The organism is Janthinobacterium sp. BJB304, assembly GCF_002735765.1.
Classification (GTDB): Bacteria; Pseudomonadota; Gammaproteobacteria; order Burkholderiales; family Burkholderiaceae_D; genus Janthinobacterium.
The window spans coordinates 189,861-210,323 of sequence record NZ_PDZN01000002.1; the positions used below are offsets into that span (position 1 = coordinate 189,861).

The 20,463-nt window shown below is 64.7% G+C and carries 19 protein-coding genes; 14 read left to right on the plus strand and 5 right to left on the minus strand.

Annotation, left to right across the window (positions count from 1 at the left end):
• The first annotated feature begins 138 nt into the window (after nt 1-138).
• The 3 genes from CSQ95_RS02855 to CSQ95_RS02865 are packed head-to-tail and all read left to right on the plus strand — an operon-like array spanning nt 139 to nt 4,939.
• Nucleotides 139-1,743 (plus strand): acyl-CoA ligase (AMP-forming), exosortase A system-associated, encoded by a 1,605-nt coding sequence (locus CSQ95_RS02855; protein WP_099408391.1) that lies wholly within the window; start codon nt 139-141, stop codon nt 1,741-1,743.
• The gene (locus tag CSQ95_RS02860) at nt 1,740-2,999 is read left to right on the plus strand and encodes a pyridoxal-dependent decarboxylase, exosortase A system-associated (RefSeq protein ID WP_099408392.1); all 1,260 of its coding nucleotides are present in this window, start codon (nt 1,740-1,742) and stop codon (nt 2,997-2,999) included. Before CSQ95_RS02855 ends, CSQ95_RS02860 begins: the two co-directional genes overlap by 4 nt.
• A complete protein-coding gene (locus CSQ95_RS02865; RefSeq protein ID WP_099408393.1) occupies nt 2,996-4,939 on the plus strand; it encodes an asparagine synthetase B in 1,944 nt (647 codons plus the stop codon). The genes CSQ95_RS02860 and CSQ95_RS02865 overlap by 4 nt, the downstream gene beginning before the upstream one ends.
• On the opposite strand, the gene CSQ95_RS02870 is transcribed toward CSQ95_RS02865, so the two are convergent.
• Both CSQ95_RS02870 and CSQ95_RS02875 read right to left on the minus strand, forming a co-directional pair.
• Entirely contained in the window at nt 4,848-5,783 is a 936-nt protein-coding gene (locus CSQ95_RS02870; protein ID WP_099408394.1) for a polysaccharide deacetylase family protein, read from the minus strand. The genes CSQ95_RS02865 and CSQ95_RS02870 overlap by 92 nt on opposite strands.
• A complete protein-coding gene (locus CSQ95_RS02875; protein WP_099408395.1) occupies nt 5,780-7,078 on the minus strand; it encodes a putative O-glycosylation ligase, exosortase A system-associated in 1,299 nt (432 codons plus the stop codon). Before CSQ95_RS02875 ends, CSQ95_RS02870 begins: the two co-directional genes overlap by 4 nt.
• 138 nt (nt 7,079-7,216) lie before the next feature.
• On the opposite strand from CSQ95_RS02875, the gene CSQ95_RS02880 reads away from it, so the two are divergent.
• From CSQ95_RS02880 to CSQ95_RS02910, 7 genes are all read left to right on the plus strand, one after another.
• Nucleotides 7,217-9,301 (plus strand): glycosyltransferase, encoded by a 2,085-nt coding sequence (locus CSQ95_RS02880; protein WP_257217925.1) that lies wholly within the window; start codon nt 7,217-7,219, stop codon nt 9,299-9,301.
• Nucleotides 9,302-9,316: 15 nt separating this feature from the next.
• A complete protein-coding gene (locus CSQ95_RS02885; RefSeq protein ID WP_099408397.1) occupies nt 9,317-10,798 on the plus strand; it encodes an oligosaccharide flippase family protein in 1,482 nt (493 codons plus the stop codon).
• 2 nt (nt 10,799-10,800) lie between these two features.
• Nucleotides 10,801-11,874, plus strand: a complete 1,074-nt coding sequence (locus CSQ95_RS02890; RefSeq protein WP_257217926.1) for a glycosyltransferase family 4 protein — start codon at nt 10,801-10,803, stop codon at nt 11,872-11,874.
• Entirely contained in the window at nt 11,864-13,441 is a 1,578-nt protein-coding gene (locus tag CSQ95_RS02895) for an MBOAT family protein (protein WP_099408399.1), read from the plus strand. Before CSQ95_RS02890 ends, CSQ95_RS02895 begins: the two co-directional genes overlap by 11 nt.
• 2 nt (nt 13,442-13,443) lie before the next feature.
• Nucleotides 13,444-14,634 carry a hypothetical protein gene (locus CSQ95_RS02900; protein WP_099408400.1) on the plus strand — a complete coding sequence of 397 codons (1,191 nt, stop codon included), beginning with the start codon at nt 13,444-13,446 and terminating at the stop codon, nt 14,632-14,634.
• 44 nt (nt 14,635-14,678) lie between these two features.
• Complete coding sequence (locus CSQ95_RS02905; protein ID WP_099408401.1) at nt 14,679-15,872, plus strand: hypothetical protein; 1,194 nt, start codon at nt 14,679-14,681, stop codon at nt 15,870-15,872.
• 87 nt (nt 15,873-15,959) lie between these two features.
• Complete coding sequence (locus CSQ95_RS02910; RefSeq protein ID WP_099408402.1) at nt 15,960-16,964, plus strand: 2-hydroxyacid dehydrogenase; 1,005 nt, start codon at nt 15,960-15,962, stop codon at nt 16,962-16,964.
• Here CSQ95_RS02910 and CSQ95_RS02915 read toward each other — a convergent pair.
• Entirely contained in the window at nt 16,953-17,315 is a 363-nt protein-coding gene (locus CSQ95_RS02915; RefSeq protein ID WP_099408403.1) for a TfoX/Sxy family protein, read from the minus strand. The two genes, CSQ95_RS02910 and CSQ95_RS02915, sit on opposite strands and share 12 nt — an antisense overlap.
• 83 nt (nt 17,316-17,398) lie before the next feature.
• Here CSQ95_RS02915 and CSQ95_RS02920 point away from each other — a divergent pair, with 83 nt between their 5' ends.
• From CSQ95_RS02920 to CSQ95_RS28970, 4 genes are all read left to right on the plus strand, one after another.
• Nucleotides 17,399-17,647, plus strand: a complete 249-nt coding sequence (locus CSQ95_RS02920; protein ID WP_230503354.1) for a hypothetical protein — start codon at nt 17,399-17,401, stop codon at nt 17,645-17,647.
• Nucleotides 17,644-18,117: a MepB family protein gene (locus CSQ95_RS02925; protein ID WP_099408404.1), complete on the plus strand. Its 474-nt coding sequence runs from the start codon at nt 17,644-17,646 to the stop codon at nt 18,115-18,117. Before CSQ95_RS02920 ends, CSQ95_RS02925 begins: the two co-directional genes overlap by 4 nt.
• 125 nt (nt 18,118-18,242) lie before the next feature.
• On the plus strand, nt 18,243-18,653 hold the full coding sequence (locus CSQ95_RS02930) for a hypothetical protein (RefSeq protein WP_143449884.1): 411 nt from the start codon (nt 18,243-18,245) through the stop codon (nt 18,651-18,653).
• Between the two features lie 43 nt (nt 18,654-18,696).
• The gene (locus tag CSQ95_RS28970; RefSeq protein ID WP_143449885.1) at nt 18,697-18,981 is read left to right on the plus strand and encodes a hypothetical protein; all 285 of its coding nucleotides are present in this window, start codon (nt 18,697-18,699) and stop codon (nt 18,979-18,981) included.
• A 141-nt stretch (nt 18,982-19,122) separates the two neighbouring features.
• On the opposite strand, the gene CSQ95_RS02935 is transcribed toward CSQ95_RS28970, so the two are convergent.
• Together CSQ95_RS02935 and CSQ95_RS02940 are read right to left on the minus strand one after the other, a co-directional pair.
• Nucleotides 19,123-19,737, minus strand: coding sequence for an RES family NAD+ phosphorylase (locus tag CSQ95_RS02935; RefSeq protein ID WP_180278936.1), 615 nt, complete (start codon nt 19,735-19,737; stop codon nt 19,123-19,125).
• A 1-nt stretch (nt 19,738) separates the two neighbouring features.
• Nucleotides 19,739-20,449: a hypothetical protein gene (locus tag CSQ95_RS02940; protein WP_099408407.1), complete on the minus strand. Its 711-nt coding sequence runs from the start codon at nt 20,447-20,449 to the stop codon at nt 19,739-19,741.
• Between the last annotated feature and the right edge of the window lie 14 nt (nt 20,450-20,463).

A 20,463-nucleotide genomic window follows, 5' to 3' on the forward strand; every position in this document is an offset into this window, starting at 1 on the left:
GCAGCGGCCGGGGGCCGATGTTGCGCCGGCTCAAGCTGTGCTGCTGAAACTGTTAATTGATCAAAATCAAGACCGTTGTGGCCGTTTGTCTGAATCATAGGGGAATGCATGGCAATCATGACAACCCGGGATGAAACGATGGCGACATTGATACACGATCTGATCTTCGAAACGGCGCAGCGCGCGCCCCACGCGCCGGCCCTGTCGTGGCAGGGCGAGCAATTGAGCTATGACGCGCTGGCGCAGTCCGTGCGCGATGGTGCAAGCAGCTTGCTGACCCTGGGCTTGCAGCGTGGCGCGCGCGTGGCCGTGTACCTGGAAAAACGCCCGGAAAACGTCAGCGCCATGTTTGGCGCGGCGGCGGCCGGCGGCGTGTTCGTGCCCGTCAACCCGCTGCTCAAGCCGGACCAGGTGGCGTACATCCTGGCCGACTGCAACGTGGCCATCCTCGTCACCTCGCGCGAACGCCTGGCGCAGCTGGGCACCGCGCTGGCCGCCTGCCCGGACTTGCAGACGGTGCTGCTGACGGGTGAAGGGGCGGCGGAGTCCAGCCTGGGCAAGGTCCGCGTGCTGCCGTGGAGCGCAGTGCCCGCCAATGTGCCCGCTGCGCCCGCGCCCAGGCCGCACGCGGCGATCGACATGGACATGGCCGCCATTCTTTATACCTCGGGCAGCACGGGGCGGCCGAAAGGCGTGGTGCTGTCGCACCGCAACATGCTGGCGGGCGCGCTCAGCGTGTCGGGCTATCTGCGCAATACGCCGGAAGACCGGATTTTGTGCGTGCTGCCGCTCAGCTTTGATTACGGCCTGAGCCAGCTGACGACGGCGTTTGCCAGCGGTGCCTGCGCCGTGCTGATGAATTATCTGCTGCTGCGCGATATCGTCGAGGCCGTCGAGCAGGAAGCCATCACGGGACTGGCCGCCGTGCCGCCCCTGTGGGTGCAGTTGTCGCAGCTAAGCTGGCCCTTGTCCACGCCCTTGCGCTATATCACCAATTCGGGCGGCGTGATGCAGCGCTCCACCTTGGACAAGCTGCGCCAGTCGTTGCCGCGCACGCAGGTCTACCTGATGTATGGCTTGACGGAAGCGTTCCGTTCCACCTATCTGGCGCCGGAACAGCTGGAGCGGCACCCCGATTCCATCGGACAAGCAATTCCCAACGCGGAAGTGCTGGTGCTGCGCCCGGACGGCAGCGTCTGCGACACCGACGAGCCGGGCGAACTCGTGCACCGTGGCGCGCTGGTGGCGCTCGGCTACTGGAACGATGCGGCGCGCACGGCCGAGCGCTTCAAGCCGCTGCCGCCGCAGGCCAGCGGCCTGGTGCTGCCGGAACTGGCCGTCTGGTCGGGCGACACCGTGCGCCGCGATGCGGAGGGCTTTCTGTATTTCGTGGGGCGCAGCGATGACATGATCAAGACGTCGGGCTACCGGGTCAGCCCGGCCGAGATCGAGGAAGTCGTGTATGCGAGCGGACTGGTGGGCGAGGCCGCTGCGCTGGGCTTGCCCCATGCCGTGTTGGGCCAGGCCATCGCTTTGCTTGTCACGCCCGCACCCGGTGTGGAATTGCTGCGCGACAAGGTGCTGGCCGCCTGCCGCGCCCGCCTGCCCAGCTATATGGTGCCGCAGTGGGTGGAAATCCGCGACGGTGTGCTGCCGCGCAACCCGAACGGCAAGATCGACCGTCCCTTGCTGGCCAGGGAACTGGCGCAGGCGTATGCGGTCCAATCAGGAGATGCGACATGAAGGACTTGATTCGCTCGAACAGTACGGAATTACCGTTGCACGCGGCCTTGGGCCAGCAGTTCGCCGTGGAAAACGACATGCTGCAGGTTGGCGGCGTGCCCTTGCGCCGGCTGGCACTGCGGGTGGGCAGCACGCCGTTCTACGCGTATGACCGCGCGCACATCACGCGCCGCGTGGCCGAGTTGCGCGCCGCCTTGCCCTCCGGCGTGCACGTGCATTACGCGATGAAGGCCAATCCCATGCCGGCCGTGGTGCAGTGGCTGGCGGGCTTGGTCGATGGCATTGACGTGGCCTCGGGCGGCGAACTGGCGACGGCGCTCGATACGCCCATGCCTGCCGAACGCATCAGTTTTGCGGGGCCGGGCAAGAGCGATGGCGAGCTGGCGCGGGCCGTGGCTGCTGGCGTGCTGATCAACTTGGAATCGGGCGCCCAGCTGGAAAGGACGGCGCTGGCCAGCGAACGGCTGGGCGTGACGGCCAGGGTGGCCGTGCGCGTGAATCCCGATTTCGCCTTGCGCCGCACGGGCATGCGCATGGGCGGCGGCGCGCAGCCCTTCGGCGTCGATGCGGCCCTGGTGCCGGCGTTGCTGGGGCGCATCGGCCAGCTGGGCCTGGATTTTCACGGCTTTCACCTGTATGCGGGTTCGCAAAGCTTGTCGGCCACCGCCCTGGCCGACGCGCAGGCCATGAGCGTGCAACTGGCCCTGCAGCTGGCCGACAGCGCGCCGTCGCCCTTGCGCACGCTGAATATCGGCGGCGGCTTCGGCGTGCCGTATTTTCCCGGCGACCAGGCGCTCGACCTGGCGCCCGTCGCGGACGGCTTGCAGCGGCAGCTCGATCTGCTGGCCCAGGCAGCGCCGGGTGTGCGCCTGAACCTGGAGCTGGGTCGCTATCTGGTGGCCGAGGCCGGTATCTATGTGTGCAAGGTGCTTGAACGCAAGGTGTCGCATGGCCAGGTCTTTCTCGTCACGGATGGGGGCTTGCACCATCACCTGGCCGCTTCCGGCAATTTTGGTCAGCTGATCCGCAAGAATTACCCGGTCGCCATTGGCAACCGGCTGGACGGCGGGCCGCGCGAAGTGGCGTCCGTTGTGGGACCGCTGTGCACGCCGCTGGACTTGCTGGCCGACCAGATGGAGATGGCGCACGCCGAGGAGGGCGACCTGGTGGTGGTGTTCCAGTCGGGCGCGTACGGTTTGACGGCCAGCCCGACGGCGTTTCTCGGTCATCCGCTGCCGGCCGAGGTGCTCGTATGAGCGGCCTGTGCGGCTGGCTGGCTGCGGCGGGCGGCGCTGCGGGCCCGGCCACCGCCGATGCCGATGGCGCCGCGTCCACCGCGCTGGCCGGCATGGCCGCGCCCCTGTCGCGTTTCGACAATGCGCCGCAGGCCGCCAGCATCAGCGAAATGGGAGGCGTGGCCGTGGCTGCCATCGACGGCAGCCGCCACGTGTATCAGCAGGATGGCTTGCAAGTGGCTATCTGGGGCCGGCCCATGCTCGACGGTTCGGCCGACGATGTGGCGTGCCGCCTCGCGTCCCTGTGGCTGAGCCGGGGCGTGGGGGCCTGCGCCAACCTGTCCGGACCATTCTCGCTGGCCATCCTCGACGCCTTTTCCGGCTCGGCCCTGCTGGCCGTGGACCGCGCCGGCATGCATCCGCTCAGCTATGCAGGCAATGCGCAGGGCCTGTTCTTTGCTTCCTCGCTCGATGCCTTGCTGGCCCATCCGTCCGTGCGGGGCGCGCTCGATCCGCAAGCGCTGTATCACTATTTGTACTTCCACATGGTGCCCGGCCCGGCCACGGCCTATCTTGGCCAGCAGCGCTTGTTGCCCGGCGAATACCTGCATGTGCGGGGCGGCAAGCAATGCAAGGGCAGCTACTGGCAACTGGCCTTCCACGAGCCGGCAGCACGCACGCGGGCCAGCTTTGCCAGCAACAAGCAGGAATTTCTGCGCCTGCTGCGCCAGGCCGTGGAAAGCAGCCTGGGCAACGATAGCGCCAGCACGGGCGCGTTTCTCAGCGGCGGCACGGACAGCTCCACCTTGGCCGCCATCATGGTGCAGGTGACGGGCCGCCCCGCGCGCACGTATTCCATCGGCTTCGACGCGCCCGGCTACGACGAAATGGCGTATGCGCGCCTGGCCGCCAGCCACGCGGGCAGCATCCACCACGAGCGTTACGTGACGCCAGCCGACGTGCTGGCCGCGATTCCCGCCATGGCGGCCATTTTCGACCAGCCTTTCGGCAACGCCTCGGCCATTCCTGCTTACTATTGCGCGCAGATGGCGCGCGACGATGGCGTGATCCGCCTGCTGGGCGGCGACGGCGGCGATGAATTGTTCGGCGGTAACGAGCGCTATGCGCACCAAGCCTTGCTGTCGCAGTACGAGCGCTTGCCCGTCATGTTGCGCCAGGCCATCCTCGAGCCGCTGCTGTTCCGTGAACGGACAAGTCAACCGTGGCGGCTGGGCGACAAGGCGCGCCGCTACATCGAGCAGGCGAGCCTGCCGCTCCCGGCCAGGCTCGACGGCTATAACCTGCTGCTGCGCCATGGCTACCGCACGGTGCTGGAAGCGGGCTTCATCGACACCATCGACCCCGGCATGGCGCCCGGCTGCGTGAATGGCGCATATTGGGAGCGGCAAGGCCAGGGCTTGAGCCAGATCAATGAGTTGCTGGCCCTGGACATGCGCTTTACCCTGGCCGACAACGACCTGTTCAAGGTGCGCAAGGCCTGCGAGCTGGCCGGCGTGGAAGCGGCGTTTCCCTTCCTGCACGATGCGATGGTGGCGTTCGCGTCGCGCCTGGCGCCGCGGGACAAGCTCGACGGCAGGCGGCTGCGGCCCTTCTTCAAGCGGGCGCTGGCGGAAATCCTGCCGCCGGCCATCGTGCGCAAGCAAAAGCACGGCTTCGGCTTGCCTTTCGGCCTGTGGCTGCACAGCCACAGGCCGCTGCGCGACTTCGCCTTCGACAACCTGGCGCAGCTGCGCGGACGCGGCATCGTGCGGCCCGCCTTCATCGACGACCTGCAGTGCCGGCTGCTGGCGGAACACCCGGCCTATCACGGCACCATGGTGTGGCTGCTGCTGATGCTGGAACAGTGGCTCAGCCAGCATCCGGGCGCGCTGGGTGCGCTTGCCGGCGGTTTTGCCGCAAACGCCACAGAAACGCCAGGCGTCCTCGATCCCACGGCGTAAAGCGGGGCAGCTGCAGCAAGTCAAGATTCGCGCCGGGGCGCGCCACGCCCCAGTCCGTCGCCACGGCCGCCTGGAAACCCAGCTTTTGCACCATCGCCATGTGCGGCGCGCCGAAATCGCGCCCGGCCTTGCCGTTCGGATACGCAAACACGGTGACGGGCGTTTGTATCAAGTCTTCCAGCCGGTGCTTGCCATCGGCGATGTCGCGCTGCGCGGCCTGGTCCGGCAAGGTGGACAGAATCGGGTGGCTGGCCGTGTGCGCGCCCAGCCCCATGCCGGCCGCCTGCAACTGGCGCAGTTGCGCGGTGCTCAGCATGGCTGGCGGCCCGGCCGTGGCGTCCGCCTGGCGGCGGATCTGCAGGGCCAGTTGCTGGCGCCGGTCGAACGGCAGGTATTTGAGCTGGCCCAGCAAGGCGGCGATGGCCGCCTGCCGCTGCGCCAGGCTGGCGACGGGCAGGCAGTCCAGGCCGAGTTTCCGCAAATCCAGCTGGGGGCCGGCCGCCTGGCGCACGGCCTCGATCACTGTGTCGTTCCACATCTGCCCGCCATCGAGGTAGCTCGTGGCGATAAAAAACGTGGCGTTCAAGCCGTGGCGCTGCAGCAATGGCAGCGCGACTTGCGCATTGTCCGCATAGCCGTCGTCGAAGGTGATGCAGGCGGCGCGCGGCGGCAAGTTGCCATCTTGCAGGCGCTGCACGGCCTCGGCCAGGGGCAGCGGCGCATAAAAACGCTTTAACAGGCGCAGCTGGCGCTCGAACAGCGCCGCATCGACTTCGCCGGGAAACAGCGGGTCGGGCCGCGCCAGCACGCGGTGGTAGATCAGGATGGACAAGGTGGCCGTCATGGCTGCTCCGCGATGGCGGACGGGGTCTTGACCCTGGCCTGGCGCGATGTCGGGGCCGGCGCGCGCAATTCGCGCTCGACGACGATGCGCGTGGCGATCAGGGCGGCCATCAGGTAGTACGGCATATCGAAATACAGCAGGCTGAGGAAGGCGCCGCCCACGGCAAAGCCGATCAGGCTGGCCTGGCTCATGGTGGCCAGGCCGTGCGCCCAGCGCAATTCCGGCTGGCCCCGCGTGCGGCGGATGATGACGGCCGCCGTGCGCCAGGTGGCGACGCCCAGCGCGAGATAAATGAGCAGGCCGACGAAGCCGTGTTCGCCCAGTGCCTGGAAATAGATGCTGTGCGCCGCATGCACGTCCATGGGGTTCGGTGCATAGCGGGCAAAGATGGCGGCGTCGGAGACGTCGAAGCCGCCGCCGGGAAAGCGGTCGCGCGCCAGGTTCCAGGCCATGCGCCAGGCATTCAGGCGGCCCATGGCGGACACATCGTCCTGGTAGGTATTGATGGTGTCCATGCGTTCGGCCCAGCGCTCGGGCATGAAGGCCAGCAGCAGCGGCGTGACCGCACCGAGCAGCGCGCCCAGGACCAGCTTGCGGTCGCTTTTCAGCCACATGAACAGGCCCATGGCCGCGATGGCGAGCAGCCCGCCGCGCGAATACGAGCCCAGCGCGGCCAGGGCCGACAGCAGCATGGCGCCGGACAAGCCATGGCGCACCCAGCGTTTCTCCGTGTTTTGCTGCAGGTAATACATGAGGGGGATGGTGATGATCAGGGCCAGGGCCAACGCGTTGTTATCGCCAATAAACGTTTCTTCCGGCCCCCATACCCGTTCCGTGCCGCCGCTGCGGATGGTGAAGATGCCGCCTTTCACGCCATAAAAGCCGATCGAGCCCACCAGCACCCAGACCAGGCGCACGATGTCGCGCCGCGTGCGTATCACCATCATGATCACAAAGCTCATCAGCATGATCTTCATGACCTTGTTCCACTGCACCCACGACGATGCCGGCAGCAGGGCAAACGGCGCCGTGACGTTCATCCACGCGACGAACAGCAGCAGCAGCACGCTGACGGGCGTGAGCGGCAGGTTTTTCGGCTCGCGCGTCATCGCAAGGCTGATCAGGGTGGCGATGGCGATGATGAAGGCGAACGGCATGTGGGTGGCAAAGCCCCAGCCCTGCGTGTGCGGGTTCATCACGCTGACCCAGACCCACATCAGGCCGCCGATGGCCGGCGCCTTCAGGATGAAGGGCAGGGAGCCCAGGATGATGATGGTAATCAGTATGTCGCGCATGAAAGGGGGCGCTCCTGGTTGTGCCCGGGTTGGCAAGGTCTTGATGCCTGTCAACGGGCTGGCGGACAGGCTCAGTACACTGGATCAACACTGCTGTAGTACATAGTTTTGTCATGGTAAGACCAAGGAGGCATGTCCTTGTTGACCGTTCTCATGGCGACCTACAATGGCGCCGGCACCTTGCCCCAGGTATTGCGCGCCTACATGGGCTTGCGACCGCCCGTGGGCGGCTGGCGCCTCATCATCGCCGACAATGGCAGCACGGACGCCACGGCCCAGGTGATCGCCGCCTTCCGCGGCCGCTTGCCCCTGAGTTCCGTCCACGTGGCGCGGCGCGGCCGCAGTCCCGCCCTGAATGGCGCCGTCGAGCACGCCTTGCGCCTGGGCGGCGATGGCAGCGAGCTGTTCGTCTTTGGCGACGACGACGCCATGCCCGCGCACGACTGGCTGTGCCGCTTGCAGGCCTGCGCGCGCGCCCACCCCGGCTATGCGCTGTTCGGCGGCGCCATCGTGCCCGCCTGGCGCGAGCAGCCGGCGGAGTGGCTGCTGCGCCTGACCCCGGTCGGTTTGACGTGGGGCATCACCAGCCCCGATTTGCGCGACGCCCCCATCTATCCGGGCCTTGTGTGGGGCGCCAACATGGCGATCCGCCGCCGCATCTTCGAGGCGGGCGCCCGTTATGACGAAAGCATCGGCCCGCAGGGTGCGAATTACGCCATGGGCAGCGAAACCCGGCTCAACCTGGAGATGCATGCGGCCGGCAATCCGTCCTGGTTCTGTCCGCAAGCGCGCGTGGCGCACATCATCCGCGCTCCGCAAGTGCAGCGCGCCTGGATACTGCGCCGCGCCATGCTGTTCGGCCGGGGCCAGTGCCGGCTGGCGACCCTGGCGCCCAGCGTGGAATTGCTGGGCGTGCCGCGCTGGATGCTGGGCAGATACGTGCGCGATACGCTCGGCGCCGTGCGGGCCTGGCTGCGGCGCGACCACGCCGACCTGTTCCTGCGCCAGTGGGAACGGGCCTGGCTGCGCGGCTTCTTCCATGAAGCGTGGCGCGGACGTAGAAAACGCTTGCCGCGCATCGTCATCAGCAGTTATTCGGGCGAGCTGGGCGGCATGGAGCTGCGCATGGCGCAAGAGGCGAGCATGCTGGCCGCGAACGGCTACGACAGCGTGCTGGCGCTGCGGCGCTTTCCCGGTTTTACTGCCTGGGTGCAAGGCTTGCGTGCGCAGCATCTGCAGGTGCGCGTGTATGAACCGCCGCTGTTTCTCGAACACTGGACCTGGCGCCGCTGGAATTGGCTGCGCGCCAGGGTCACGGGCGCGTGGCGGCTGCGGCGGCTGCGGCCGGACCTGGTCCACGTGGCATTCTGCTGGACCAGTTACGGCGCCTCCATCCTGTGGCTGGCCCGTCAATGCCGGCTGCCCGCCGTGATCAGCGTGCACAACGCGTTTCCCCTGGAGCCGTTCAGCGCCTGGCAGCGGCCCCGGCTGCAGGAAGCGTTTCGCAGCGTCAAGGGCGTGTATGCCGTGTCGCCGTCGGCCATGCGGCATTTCCTCGACCTGTACCGCGACATGCTGAGCCCGGAAACGCGGCTGGCCGTCATTCCCAACGGCGTCGATACGGACACGTTCATCGTTTCGCCCGAACGGAAAATACTGGCGCGCAAGCAGCTGGGGCTGCCGCCGGACGCACTCGTGCTCGGCTGCGTGGCGCGATTGTCTGCGCAAAAGCGTCCGCAAGCGCTGCTGGACCTGTTTGCCAGGCTGGCGCCGCAGTTTCCCCATTTATATTTAGTGCTGGTCGGCACGGGGCCGCTGGAAGCGATGCTGCGGCTGCAGGCGCAGCAGACGGGCTTGCAGGACAGAGTCGTGTTTGCCGGTTTTCAGCAGCGCGTCGAGCTGCTGATGCCGGCCTTCGACCTGCATGTACTGCTGAGTAAGAACGAGGGCTTCGGTATCGCCACCATCGAGGCCATGGCCTGCGGCGTGCCGGCCGTGGGGACGGACGTGCCGGGCACGCACGATATCCTGCACGATAGCGCAGGCGGACTATTGCTGCCGCTTGAAGACGAGCACGCCGCCTGCGCGGCCGTGGCGCAGCTGCTGATGGACGCGCCCCGGCGCGCCCGCATGGGGCGGCTGGCGCGCGAGGAAACCGTGCAGCGCTATTCGATGCCGCGCCTGGAACGCCAGCTGCGCGCATTTTACGCCGGCCTGGTGTAGGTGCGGGCGGCCCGCATGAGCGCCACCCGCCATTCGTTTTTCTTTTCGTTTGCCGAAAAATACACGGTGCTGCTGCTGGGCATAGTCGCCACCATGGTGCTGTCGCGTCTGCTGACGCCGGCCGAGGTCGGTGTGTATTCGCTGGGCGCCGTGCTGGTGGCCTTGGCGCAAGTGGTGCGCGACTTTGGCGTGGGGCAATACCTGATCCAGGAAAAGCAGCTCGATGCCGTGAAACTGCGGGCCGCGCTGGCCACCAGCCTGCTCGTCGCCTGGCTGCTGGCGGCCCTGGTGCTGCTGGCCAGCGCGCCGCTCGCGCATTTCTATGGCGAACCACGGCTGACCCTCGTGCTGCGGCTGCTGTCGGTCAATTTCCTCCTGATTCCGTTCAGCGCCTTGACCTTGCCGATGCTGCGCCGGCAACTGCGCTTTCGCGCCATTTACGCCATCAATGCGGCCAACAGCGTGGTCAACCTGCTGGTGGCCGTGCTGCTGGCGCTGCAGGGCTACAGTTATATGAGCATGGTGTGGGCGGCGCTGGCCGGTTCCTGCGCTTCGCTGCTGGTGAGCCTGCTGGTACGGCCCCGCGAACTGCCGTGGCTGCCGGGACGGCGCGGCATGGGTGATATCGCCCGCTTTGGCGCGTATGCGACGGGGGGCGGCCTCGTCGACGAGGCGGGCGTGGCGGCGCCGGACCTCATCATCGGCAAGCTGATCGGCATTGAAAGCCTGGCCCTGTTCGGCAAGGCGCAAAGCGTGCTCAATATCTTTAACCAGGCCATCACCAGCGCGATTTCTCCCGTCGTGTTTCCCCTGTTCGCGGCCCGTGCGCGGGAAGGGGGCGGCCAAGGCGGGCAGGGCGGGGCGGAACGCGTGTATTTGCGTACGATCAGCTACATGACGGCGCTGGCCTGGCCGTTTTTTCTCTTCCTCGCCTGCATGGCTTTGCCCCTGGTCAAGGTGTTGTACGGCACGCAATGGCTAGCCTGTGTGCCCTTGATCCGCATCATGTGCCTGTCCTCGGCCGTGTATAGCATGTTCAGCATGGCCCGCTACCTGTTCGTGGCGACGGGCCAGCTGCATGCGCAGGTACGGCTCGATGCCTGGGCTGGCGCCATCAAAGTGGCGCTGCTGCTGTCGGCGGCACCGTTCGGGCTGGTGGCGGTGGCCTGGGCCGTGGTGCTCAGCAATGTGCTGCGCAGCTGGCTCAATTACGGCTGCCTGCGGCGCTTGAGCGCACTCGACTGGCGCATCCTGACGCGGGCCTTGCGCAAGAGCCTGCTGCTCTGCGGCCTTAGCGCCGTGGCGCCCATCGCTTCGCTGCTGTGGCTGCCTGCCGATACGCCGGCGTTGCTGGCGCTGGCAGGCACGGCGCTGGTCACCTTGCTGTGCTGGCTGGCCGGTCTGTTCCTGTTGAAGCATGAGCTCGCTGGCGAATTTCTGTTATTGCAACGCAAGCTGGCTGGCCGTTGGCTGGCCGTCAAATGCACGAAAGGATGACCATGCGTGTCGGTATCTTGTCCTACCCGATGCTGTTCCAGCGCGACGGCGGCTTGCAGATTCAGGTACGCGAAACCATTGCCGCGCTGAACCGGTTGCCCAAGCAGCCGGCGCGGCCCCTGGAGGTGCAACTGGTGGACGCCAACCATGAGCGGCTGGCCGATTTCGACGTGCTGCACGTGTTTTCGGCGAGCAATGGCACTTACCGCATCATGGAAATGGCCACTGAGCAAGGCGTGCCCGTGGTGCTGTCGCCGCTGATGGCGCCCAGCTGGAACCGCGCCAGCGCCTGGCGCGCGCGGCTGGCCGACCGCCTGGCCGGGCGTTTGACGGAATGGATGGTGCAAACGAGCTATGCGCAAACACGGCGTGCCTTGCAGCTGGCCGACGTGGTGATCGCCTTGGGCCAGGCCGAGCGCGACGCCATCGTGCAAGGCTTTGGCTTGGGGGGCGACGCCATCCACGTCTTGCCGAACGGGATCAACCCGCATTTCTTTACGGCCAATGGCGACCTGTTCCTGCGCGAGACGGGCATCGCCGGGCCGTTCGCGCTGATGGTGGGCAGCATTTCACCATATAAAAATCAGCTGGGCCTGGCCCAGGCGCTGATAGGCGCCGGCTTGCCGCTGGTGCTGATCGGCGCCGCGCCGCGCGAACAGCAGGCGTATCTGCAGCAGTTGCTGGACTTGCCGCACGTCAGCTGGCTCGGCGCGCTTGACCACGCCGACCCGCTGCTGGCCAGCGCCTACCATGCGGCAGCCGTGGCGGCCTTGCCCAGCCAGGGCGAGGTGTTTCCCTTGAGCGTGCTCGAAGCGCTGGCGGCAGGCACGCCCGTCGTCATGACGGCGCAAAGCGCGCTCGACTTGCCCGATTCCGCGTTTGCGCTGCGCAAGGTGCGCTGGGACGACGGCGCCGCGCAGCGCCAGGCCATCCTCGAACTGCTGGCGCAGCCGCCCGAGCGCTGCCGCGTGCAAGCGCTGGTGGAACGCTTTACGTGGGAACGGGTGGCGGCGCAGATCGTCGATTGTTACTACCAGGCGCAGTCGCTGCCTGCCAGGAGGCAACATGCAGTTTAACTCCTTCGCCTTTCTGTTCGGCTATCTGCCCATCGTGCTGGCCGGCTATTTTTTGCTGGACCGCTGGCACCGCGCAAGCGGGGGCCTGGCGCCCGGCTGGCACCCGTTGGCGCCAGCCGCTTGGCTGGCGCTGGCCTCGCTGTTCTTCTATGCCTGGTGGGACGTGCGCTACCTGCCGCTGCTGCTGGCGTCGATCTGCATCAATTACGGCGCCGGGCGGCTGATCGGCGCGCACGCGGGCGCGGCCCGCAAGCGCGTGCTGGTGGCGGCGCTGGCGCTGAACCTGGGGTTGCTCGCGTACTACAAATATGCGAATTTCTTCATCGACAGCGTGACCGCCGTCGCCGTGGCCACAGGCGCCGACGCCGCCAGGCTGCCGTGGCACGGCCTCGACATCATCCTGCCGATCGGCATCTCGTTCTTTACCTTCACGCAGATCGCCTTCCTCGTCGATTGCTACCGGGGCGAGGTGCGCGAATACCGTTTCATCCATTACGTGTTGTTCGTCAGTTACTTTCCCCACCTGATCGCCGGCCCCGTGCTGCACCACCGCGACATGATGCCGCAGTTCGCCGACCCGGCCAACGCCCATCCGCGCGCCGCCAATTTCGCCGTCGGCCTGTCGATTTTCACCATCGGGCTGGCAAAGAAGGTGCTGATCGCCGACAACCTGTCGCCGCTGGCCATCCCCGTCTTCGCGGCCGGCGCCCAGCCGACCCTGATCGAGGCGTGGATCGGCGTGCTGGCCTACACCTTCCAGCTGTATTTCGATTTTTCCGGCTATTCCGACATGGCCATCGGCCTGTCGCGCCTGTTTGGTGTGAAATTGCCGCTGAACTTCAACTCGCCGTACAAGGCGGCCAACATCGCCGACTTTTGGCGCCGCTGGCACATGACCTTGTCGCGTTTCCTGCGCGACTATTTATACATCCCGCTGGGCGGCAGCCGGCGCGGCGAAGTCATGCGTTGCCGCAACCTGATGCTGACCATGCTGCTGGGCGGCCTGTGGCATGGCGCCGGCTGGACCTTCGTCATCTGGGGCGGCTTGCACGGCCTGTACCTGGTGCTGCAGCAGGCGTGGCAACGGCTCTTCGGCGCGGCGCCGGGGTACTGCTGGCTGCGCTGGTGGCCGGGCGTCCTGACTTTTCTTGCCGTCATGCTGGCCTGGATCTTCTTCCGCGCGCCCGACGTGGCCACGGCCTGGGATATAACCGGTGCGCTGGTGGGCGCGAATGGCGTGAGCCTGCCGCGCGGCCTGGCCAGCCACGCGTCCAGCCTGGCGCAATGGGGCTGGCAACCCGCATTCGACGGCATCCGCTGGATCGAACTGGCCGGTCCCGGCTTGCCCGTGTTGCTGGCGGCGATGCTGCTGGCTTTCAAGGCGCCGAACACGCAAGAAATATTCTTTCTCTACGAGCCTGCCATTGAAAGAATCTTTCAGCCTGCGGGGCGCTGGGCGTTCAGCTGGCGGCCCACATCCCGCTGGAGCGTGGGCTTGGCCGCGCTGTTCGTCGCCTGCATCTTCGGCATGAACCGCGTCACCGAATTTCTTTACTTCCAGTTCTGAGCATGGACACCGCCGCCCGCCGCTACGTCATCGGTTTCTTCGCCTGCGTCTTCCTGGTGCTCGGCTCCGTCTCGCTCCTGAACTACCAGGTCGACCCCTATCTGCTGCACCAGTGGGACAGTCCTTTGGTGCAGCGCCCGCGCCAGCTGAACGAAAAGCTCGGCGCCTGGGCCAAGACCTATGCCGTGGCGCGCTACCGGCCCGCCATCATCTACATCGGCAATTCGCGCACGGAACTGGGCTTGCCGACGGGCGTGCGCGCCCTGTTCGACGGCAAGAGCATCTTCAACAGCGCGGTATCCGGCGCCTCGATCGGCGACGCCATCCGTCTGGCCGAGCATGCGGCCAGGGTCAGCCGCGTCGAGACCATGGTGTGGGGCATCGACGCGCCCACGTTTTCGCTGGAGATGGGGGCGGCGCGCGTGGAGGACAGCCTGACGGGCGCCCGGCACGGCTTTTTCGCCCGGCGCGCCCTCGTCAACCTGAAACGCGGCCTGACCCTGGACATGACGGAGGACAGCGTGCGCATCCTCACCGGCAATGCCGGCGATGTCTGCCGCTCGAACCTGGCCTTGTATGGGCAGCGCGACGAGACGTGCACCATCAAGGGGATAAGGCATTGGCTGGGAACGGCGGAAGCCATTCCCGTGCGGCTGCAGGAATTCAGCGATGGCCTGGGGCCGACGCCGCCCTCGACACCAGCGTTTGATGCCAGTATCGGCAAGCTGTGCCGGGGCGGCCTGCGCCTGCGCATGTACATCAACCCCACGCACGCATTGACCTTGTACGCGCTGCACTGGCGCGGCAAGTGGGATGCCATGCAGGCCTGGCAGCGCGGCCTGGTGTGGATCGTCGAGCGCCACCGCCGGCAGGGCTGCGACGTGCGCCTGGTTGATTTTTCCGGCTTTAACAGCGTCACGACGGAACCGACCCCGCTCGTCAGCGGCAAGCCCGACATGCATTATTACTGGGAAGTGTCGCATTACCGGGACAATGTGGGCCGCTTGATCCTGGCGCGCCTGTTTGGCGGCGGCACGCCGGCGCCCGCCGATTTCGGCGTGGAGCTGACGCCAGCCAACGTCGACGCCCACCAGGCGGCCATGCGCGCCGCGCGCGACCGCTATCGCGTGGAACATGCGCGCGAGGCGGCCTATACGCAGCAGGTGCTGGACGGGCCGCTGATCCGGCGCTGATGCATGACGCCACGTACGCCATTTCTCTACTTTCAAAGCTGACCATGGATACCAACGCCCGCCGCTATCTCGCCATCTTCTTTGCCTGCGCGCTGGCCGCGCTGGCCCTCGTTTCCACCGTCAATTACCACGTCGATCCGTACTTGCTGCACCAGTGGGACAGCCCGCTGCTGCAGCGATTGCGGCCGACGACGGAAAAACTCAGCGTGTGGGGCAAGACGTATGCCGTGGCGCGCTACCGGCCCGCCGTCGTCTACATCGGCAATTCGCGCACGGAAATGGGTTTGCCGGTGAACAGCATGCGTACTTTGTTCGATGGCAAGAGCGTTTTCAACAGCGCCGTCTCGGGCGCCTCGATCGGCGAGGCCATCCGCCTGGCCGAGCACGCGGCCAGGGTCAGCCAGGTCGACACCATGGTATGGGGCATCGACGCGCCTTCGTTTTCGCTGGAACTGGGCTCGGCCGGCGTGGAGCCGGGCTTGACGGACGGCGGCCCCGCGTTTTTCGCGCGGCGTGCCTTGCTCAACATCAAGCGCGGCCTGACTGTGGACATGACCCAGGACACATGGCGCATCCTCAGCGGCACCTATGACGGTGTGTGCCTGTCCAGCCTGGCCTTGCTGGGCCAGCGCGACCATGCTTGCATCACGGCCCGCAACCATGGCTGGGCCGGCACGGCGCGCGCCTTCAAGCCGCGCCTGCAGGAGTTTGGCGACGGCCAGGGGCCGACGGCGCCCGCGCTGCAGGCCTTCGAGGCCAGCGTCGGCAAGCTGTGCCGTGGCGGCACGCGCTTGCGCCTGTACATCAATCCCACGCACGCGCTCACGCTCGACGCCCTGTACTGGCGCGGCAAGTGGGACGCCATGGAAGCATGGCAGCGCGACCTGGCGCAGATGGCCGGACGCTACCGGCGCCAGGGCTGCGACGTGCGCCTGTATGATTTTTCCGGTTTCAACAGCATCACCAGCGAACCGATCCCGCAGGTGACGGGCGCGCGCGAGATGCGCTATTACTGGGAAGCGTCGCACTACCGCGACAATGTGGGCCGTTTCATCCTCGCGCGCCTGTTCGGCGGCGAGGTGCCGCCGCCGGCGGACTTCGGCGTCGAACTGACGGAAAGCAGCATCGCGGCCCACCAGGCGGCCACGCGGGCCGCGCGCGAGCGCTATCACGCGCAGCACGCGGAAGAAACGGCCTATCTGCGCCACGTGCTGACCTTGCCCCGCGAACCCAAATAGGGCGTCGTTGGAACCAGGCGTACGCCGCGGGGCAGGGCGCTTGCGCTATGATGATGTTTTGCCATCCAGCAAGTTCCAGGACACACCATGAAAATCGCCTTCTTTGCCAGCCAGCCCTACGACCGCCGCTTCTTCGATGAAGCCTTGCCGTCCCAGCCCGACGCGGCCGGCATCGAACTGGTCTACCACAGCGCCTTGCTGAGCCAGGAAACCGCGATCCTGGCGCAAGGCGCGCAGGCCGTCTGCGTCTTCGTCAACGACGTGCTCGACGCGCCAGTGCTGGAAGCGCTGCACGGCTACGGCGTGCGCGCCATCCTGCTGCGCTGCGCCGGCTACAACAACCTCGACCTGGAAGCGGCCCGGCGCCTGGGCCTGTTCGTTGCCCGCGTGCCCGCCTACTCGCCGGAAGCCGTGGCCGAATACACCTTGGCCCTGGTGCAGACGCTGAACCGCCACACGCACCGCGCGTATGCTCGTGTGCGCGAAGGCAATTTCTCGCTCGACGGCTTGCTGGGCGCCACCTTGCACGGCAAGACCGTGGGCATCGTCGGCACGGGCAAGATCGGCCTGGCCACGGCGCGCATTTTCAAGGGCTTCGGCTGCACGGTGCTGGGCCACGACCCGTATCCGGCGCCCGCGTTCGCGCAACTGGGCACGATGGTGGAGTTGCCGCAGCTGCTGGCCGAGTCCGACATCGTCTCGCTGCATTGCCCGTTGATGGAGAGCACGCGCCACATGATCAGCGAAGCAACCTTGCCGCTGATGAAGAAGGGCGCCATGCTGGTGAACACCTCGCGCGGCGGCCTGATCGACACGGGCGCCGTCATCGAGGCGCTCAAATCGCGCCAGCTGGGCTCCCTGGCCATCGACGTGTACGAGCAGGAAAGCAATCTGTTCTTCCAGGACCGCTCGTCCGACATCATCGACGACGACATTTTCCAGCGCCTGATGACCTTCCCGAACGTGCTGGTGACGGGCCACCAGGGCTTTTTCACCATCGAGGCGCTGCGCGAAATCGCCGCCATCACGTATCACAACCTGGCCTGCTTCCGCCAGGGCAATGCGTGCGAGAACAGCGTATTAGCTGCCTGAAGCCGGTTTTTTGGGCTTGGGCGGCGGCTTGGGTTTCGGCTGCGGCAAGGCGTCCGCCGTGCGCCGCACCAGTTGATATAGCCAGTCGCGCTCGTCCCACAGCCCGCCATCGATGAGGAAATACGGCTTGGCTTGCGGGTAGGGCGGCGCTTCCTGCAGCGTGCCCATGGTGCTGATCCAGGCGCGGCCCGCGTCCGTCGGCTTGATGAAGAGCTGGTCGTCTGCGACGATGGCGAACATCTTGCCGTCGCAATACAGGCCGTACTCGCCAAACATTTTTTTTGCGCTGATACCGCCCGCGCCCGCCATCTGGTCGAGCAAAAAATCCACCGTGCCTTGCTGTGATGCCATGTTGTTCTCCGTAGGAGGTAATAGTGTAGCGCACTGGCCAGGACAGGGTGGTGCGGCTACACTACAGCCATTGATTTTTTCGCATGAATTATTCTTCCATGACACCCCACCATATTATTCACCGTGGCATCACCATCGCCACCCTGACGGCTGACCAGGCCGTCGAAACCCATTGCGCACCGGGCCATACTGCCATCCGTGAGCAGGCTGACGGATGGTGGCTGTATTTTGTCGACGAGGACGGCAACGTCGACGGCTACGACAGCCCGTTCGCCAGCCACGCCGAAGCGTTGTGGGCGGCCAAGGCCGCAGCCGAGTTCAGCGCGCAATGAAGGCCAGTCCCTGGGCTTTCCTGGGCTTGCCGCAAGCGCCCGTGCCGGAAGCGGAGAGCGCGGAATACGGCGCTTGCCGCACCGAACTGCACGGCAAGCGCCTGGTCTTGCGCGTGGCCAAGACCACGCCGACGAAAACCGGCCAGTTCGTCACCGTCTGGAAGCGCCCCCATCCCGACGCCGACATCGCCCCGCTGGACGAAGCCGACCCCGTCGATGCCGTCATCATCGCCGTGGCCGATGCCGACGGCGACGGTGCGCGGCACGGCTTTTTCATCTTCCCGCGCAGCGTGCTGATCGAGCGCGGCGTGATGTCGCGCGCCGGCCAGGGCGGCAAACGCGCGCTGCGCGTGTATCCGCCCTGGTGCGCGCCGGAAGCGCCGCAGGCGCAGCGCACGCAGCGGTGGCAGGGGGAGTGGTTTGTGGCGCAGGAGGATGTATCCGGGATTGCTCGCTTGCTGAAAGGCTGAACCAGACCTTAATATTATCTAGTCGAATATTGATATATACATGCCATCGTTGCAGATATATACTCAATGTAGCGGCATGGAGTCCAATAAATGCCGGGGAATATGCTCTTTCTGAAAAATATAATATGAAGAAATTTAAAATATATGGTTTTTTCCTTGCTTTGGTATCGCTATGTGGCTGCTCTCCAGATCCCGGAAAAATTGCAGGGGAGTTGAATGCCTACGGAAACGAAGTCGCTGCTTCGTTCGAAGCAAAAATGAGTTATGACTCCTTGGTGCAGACCTTAGAAAAGCCCAGGCTCTCCTATGTGCTGAAATTTTCGACAGATGCCGTCGAATTCATGTCGGCGCCTGGCGCAGATGTCGACAGGGCGAAGTTCCTGGCAAATCTGGCGCGTACTGAGATTTGGCAGGCCAGGGTGTGCACTGAAAAAATAAAACAGTTAATGACCAAGCATAAAATGTTTCTTGTTTCATTTAATCTCACAAATACGTCAGGCGAGACACAGGCAATGGGTGTCTGCACGGCTAACTGAGCCTGCAAGGTGTTTTCATTAATAATCAAAAAATGGAGGATTTGTGGAAAATGTAACGAAATTAAAGAAGTTAATTGAGGTTGCATTAGTTATTATTCCACAAACCACGCCAGAGATATTAAAAAAAGTGATCTGCCTGGTCGATGCCATTACTACGCCAGAAAAGTCGGAAGTATGGAAAAAGCTGGGGGACAGCTTACTTGAGGAAGCGGAAAATACCAGCACATCAGATGTGGACTCATACTTTTTCCTTGTGGTTGGTAGTGGATGCGTAGGGCTGTCGATAGGCTTAAAGCGTGAGGAAAATCAGAAGGCATCACAAGCGTGAGCCTGTAACATGCACGTGTGCTCCTTTCAAGAGAACGCGATCATATTTACCGTTTCAGACCTGCTGCGGTTAGCAAATGGACCATCAACGCAAGGCGGACAACATCACGCAGCAAGCGGATTTAGCGGAGAATTGGCGATCTCACGCAGGAATGATATTAAACAGTCGCATGGCATCCGGCATTTCCGGTGCCGCTATAAGCTGGACAGGTCCGCCAACGGCCGTGAGATAAGACCTGGCGCGATCAAATACCACGACCGCCTTTTCGTTGGTGAAATGACGCGACATATACAGGAAGCCATCGACCTGGAGCGGATTGCGATACACGGCCAGCGCCCATTGTTGCGGCAGCGTGTAACTTGAGGTGCCGGTCAGGCCAGCATGTCCGGCCATCTGCTTGAGCAAATGGCCGGTCAGGTCAAACAGTCGCAAACTACCAATGAATTGATGTACCCACCGGCGATCAATCTCGGATTTGGCGATAGGAAATGCGCCCTTCACAGGCACTGCATCGTGCAACAGGGACTCGGCAAGAGCGACATCAAAGCTCGGCCCCAGATAGCAAGTGTTGTATTCGGGATGGCCTTTCTTGCAGCCAGGTGCATCAAACCGGTTCCCTCCGCTGGAGCCAAAATAGGGTTCGCCAGTCGCATGTCCCGAGATACGGTACAGGCTGGGCACCGGCAACCCGACGACGGGAAGCGTCGCGCTCGTTGCCAGCACCTTCGGAGGTGGTTTCAGCCTGGTCGCTGCCACATCATGCCTCCCTGAACGCTGTCGCTGCGGCGATGACGTCGGCAAATTTTCCTTTCCGTAAAGCATTGAGCGGACTGCTGCCGTTGAGCGACATCCGCGCAGTGGTGAAGAATTGCCACTTGCTGGACCCAGCCAGCTGTCCCAATTCCTTGTTCACTTTGCTGAGCTGGCGACGGTTCAAGGTGGGATCGGCGAAGAAGGCAGGGTACAGCTTCTTGCCGGAGACACTATCCATGGAAAACATTCGCTGTTCCGTCACGGCCTTGCTGATCGCCTGCCGCGTCACGCCTATTTGCTCGGCCAGTGTTCTTGAATCGACCAATTCGCCTTTCTTTTCCAGGCTCGCATATCTTTGCATTTCCTGGCGGGAAAACTGATCGAGGAATACCTGGTTTTCTGGCGGAATCGTGCTTATACCGGCTTGCATTGTATGTGTGCGCTGGAATCGCTGGATCAATTCCTGGAGATCTGCACTAGAAACCACAGGCACTCCCGGCAGCTGTCGCGGTACATACGCCGCATCCTTTTCACGCGCATGATGCGCTAGCTGTTTGGGGCGTCGTATCTTGACCAATACGTAGCCCTCGCCAAGGTCTATGCCTTTTGCGCCGATCTTTCGGAGCGAATCACCCAGGGCCTTGCTTGCGTCAGGCACTGTCATTCGATGCGCGCTCTTCGCTTTTGCCGGCTTTGAGACTTCCAACTTTGCCATGACACCCTCCAGTT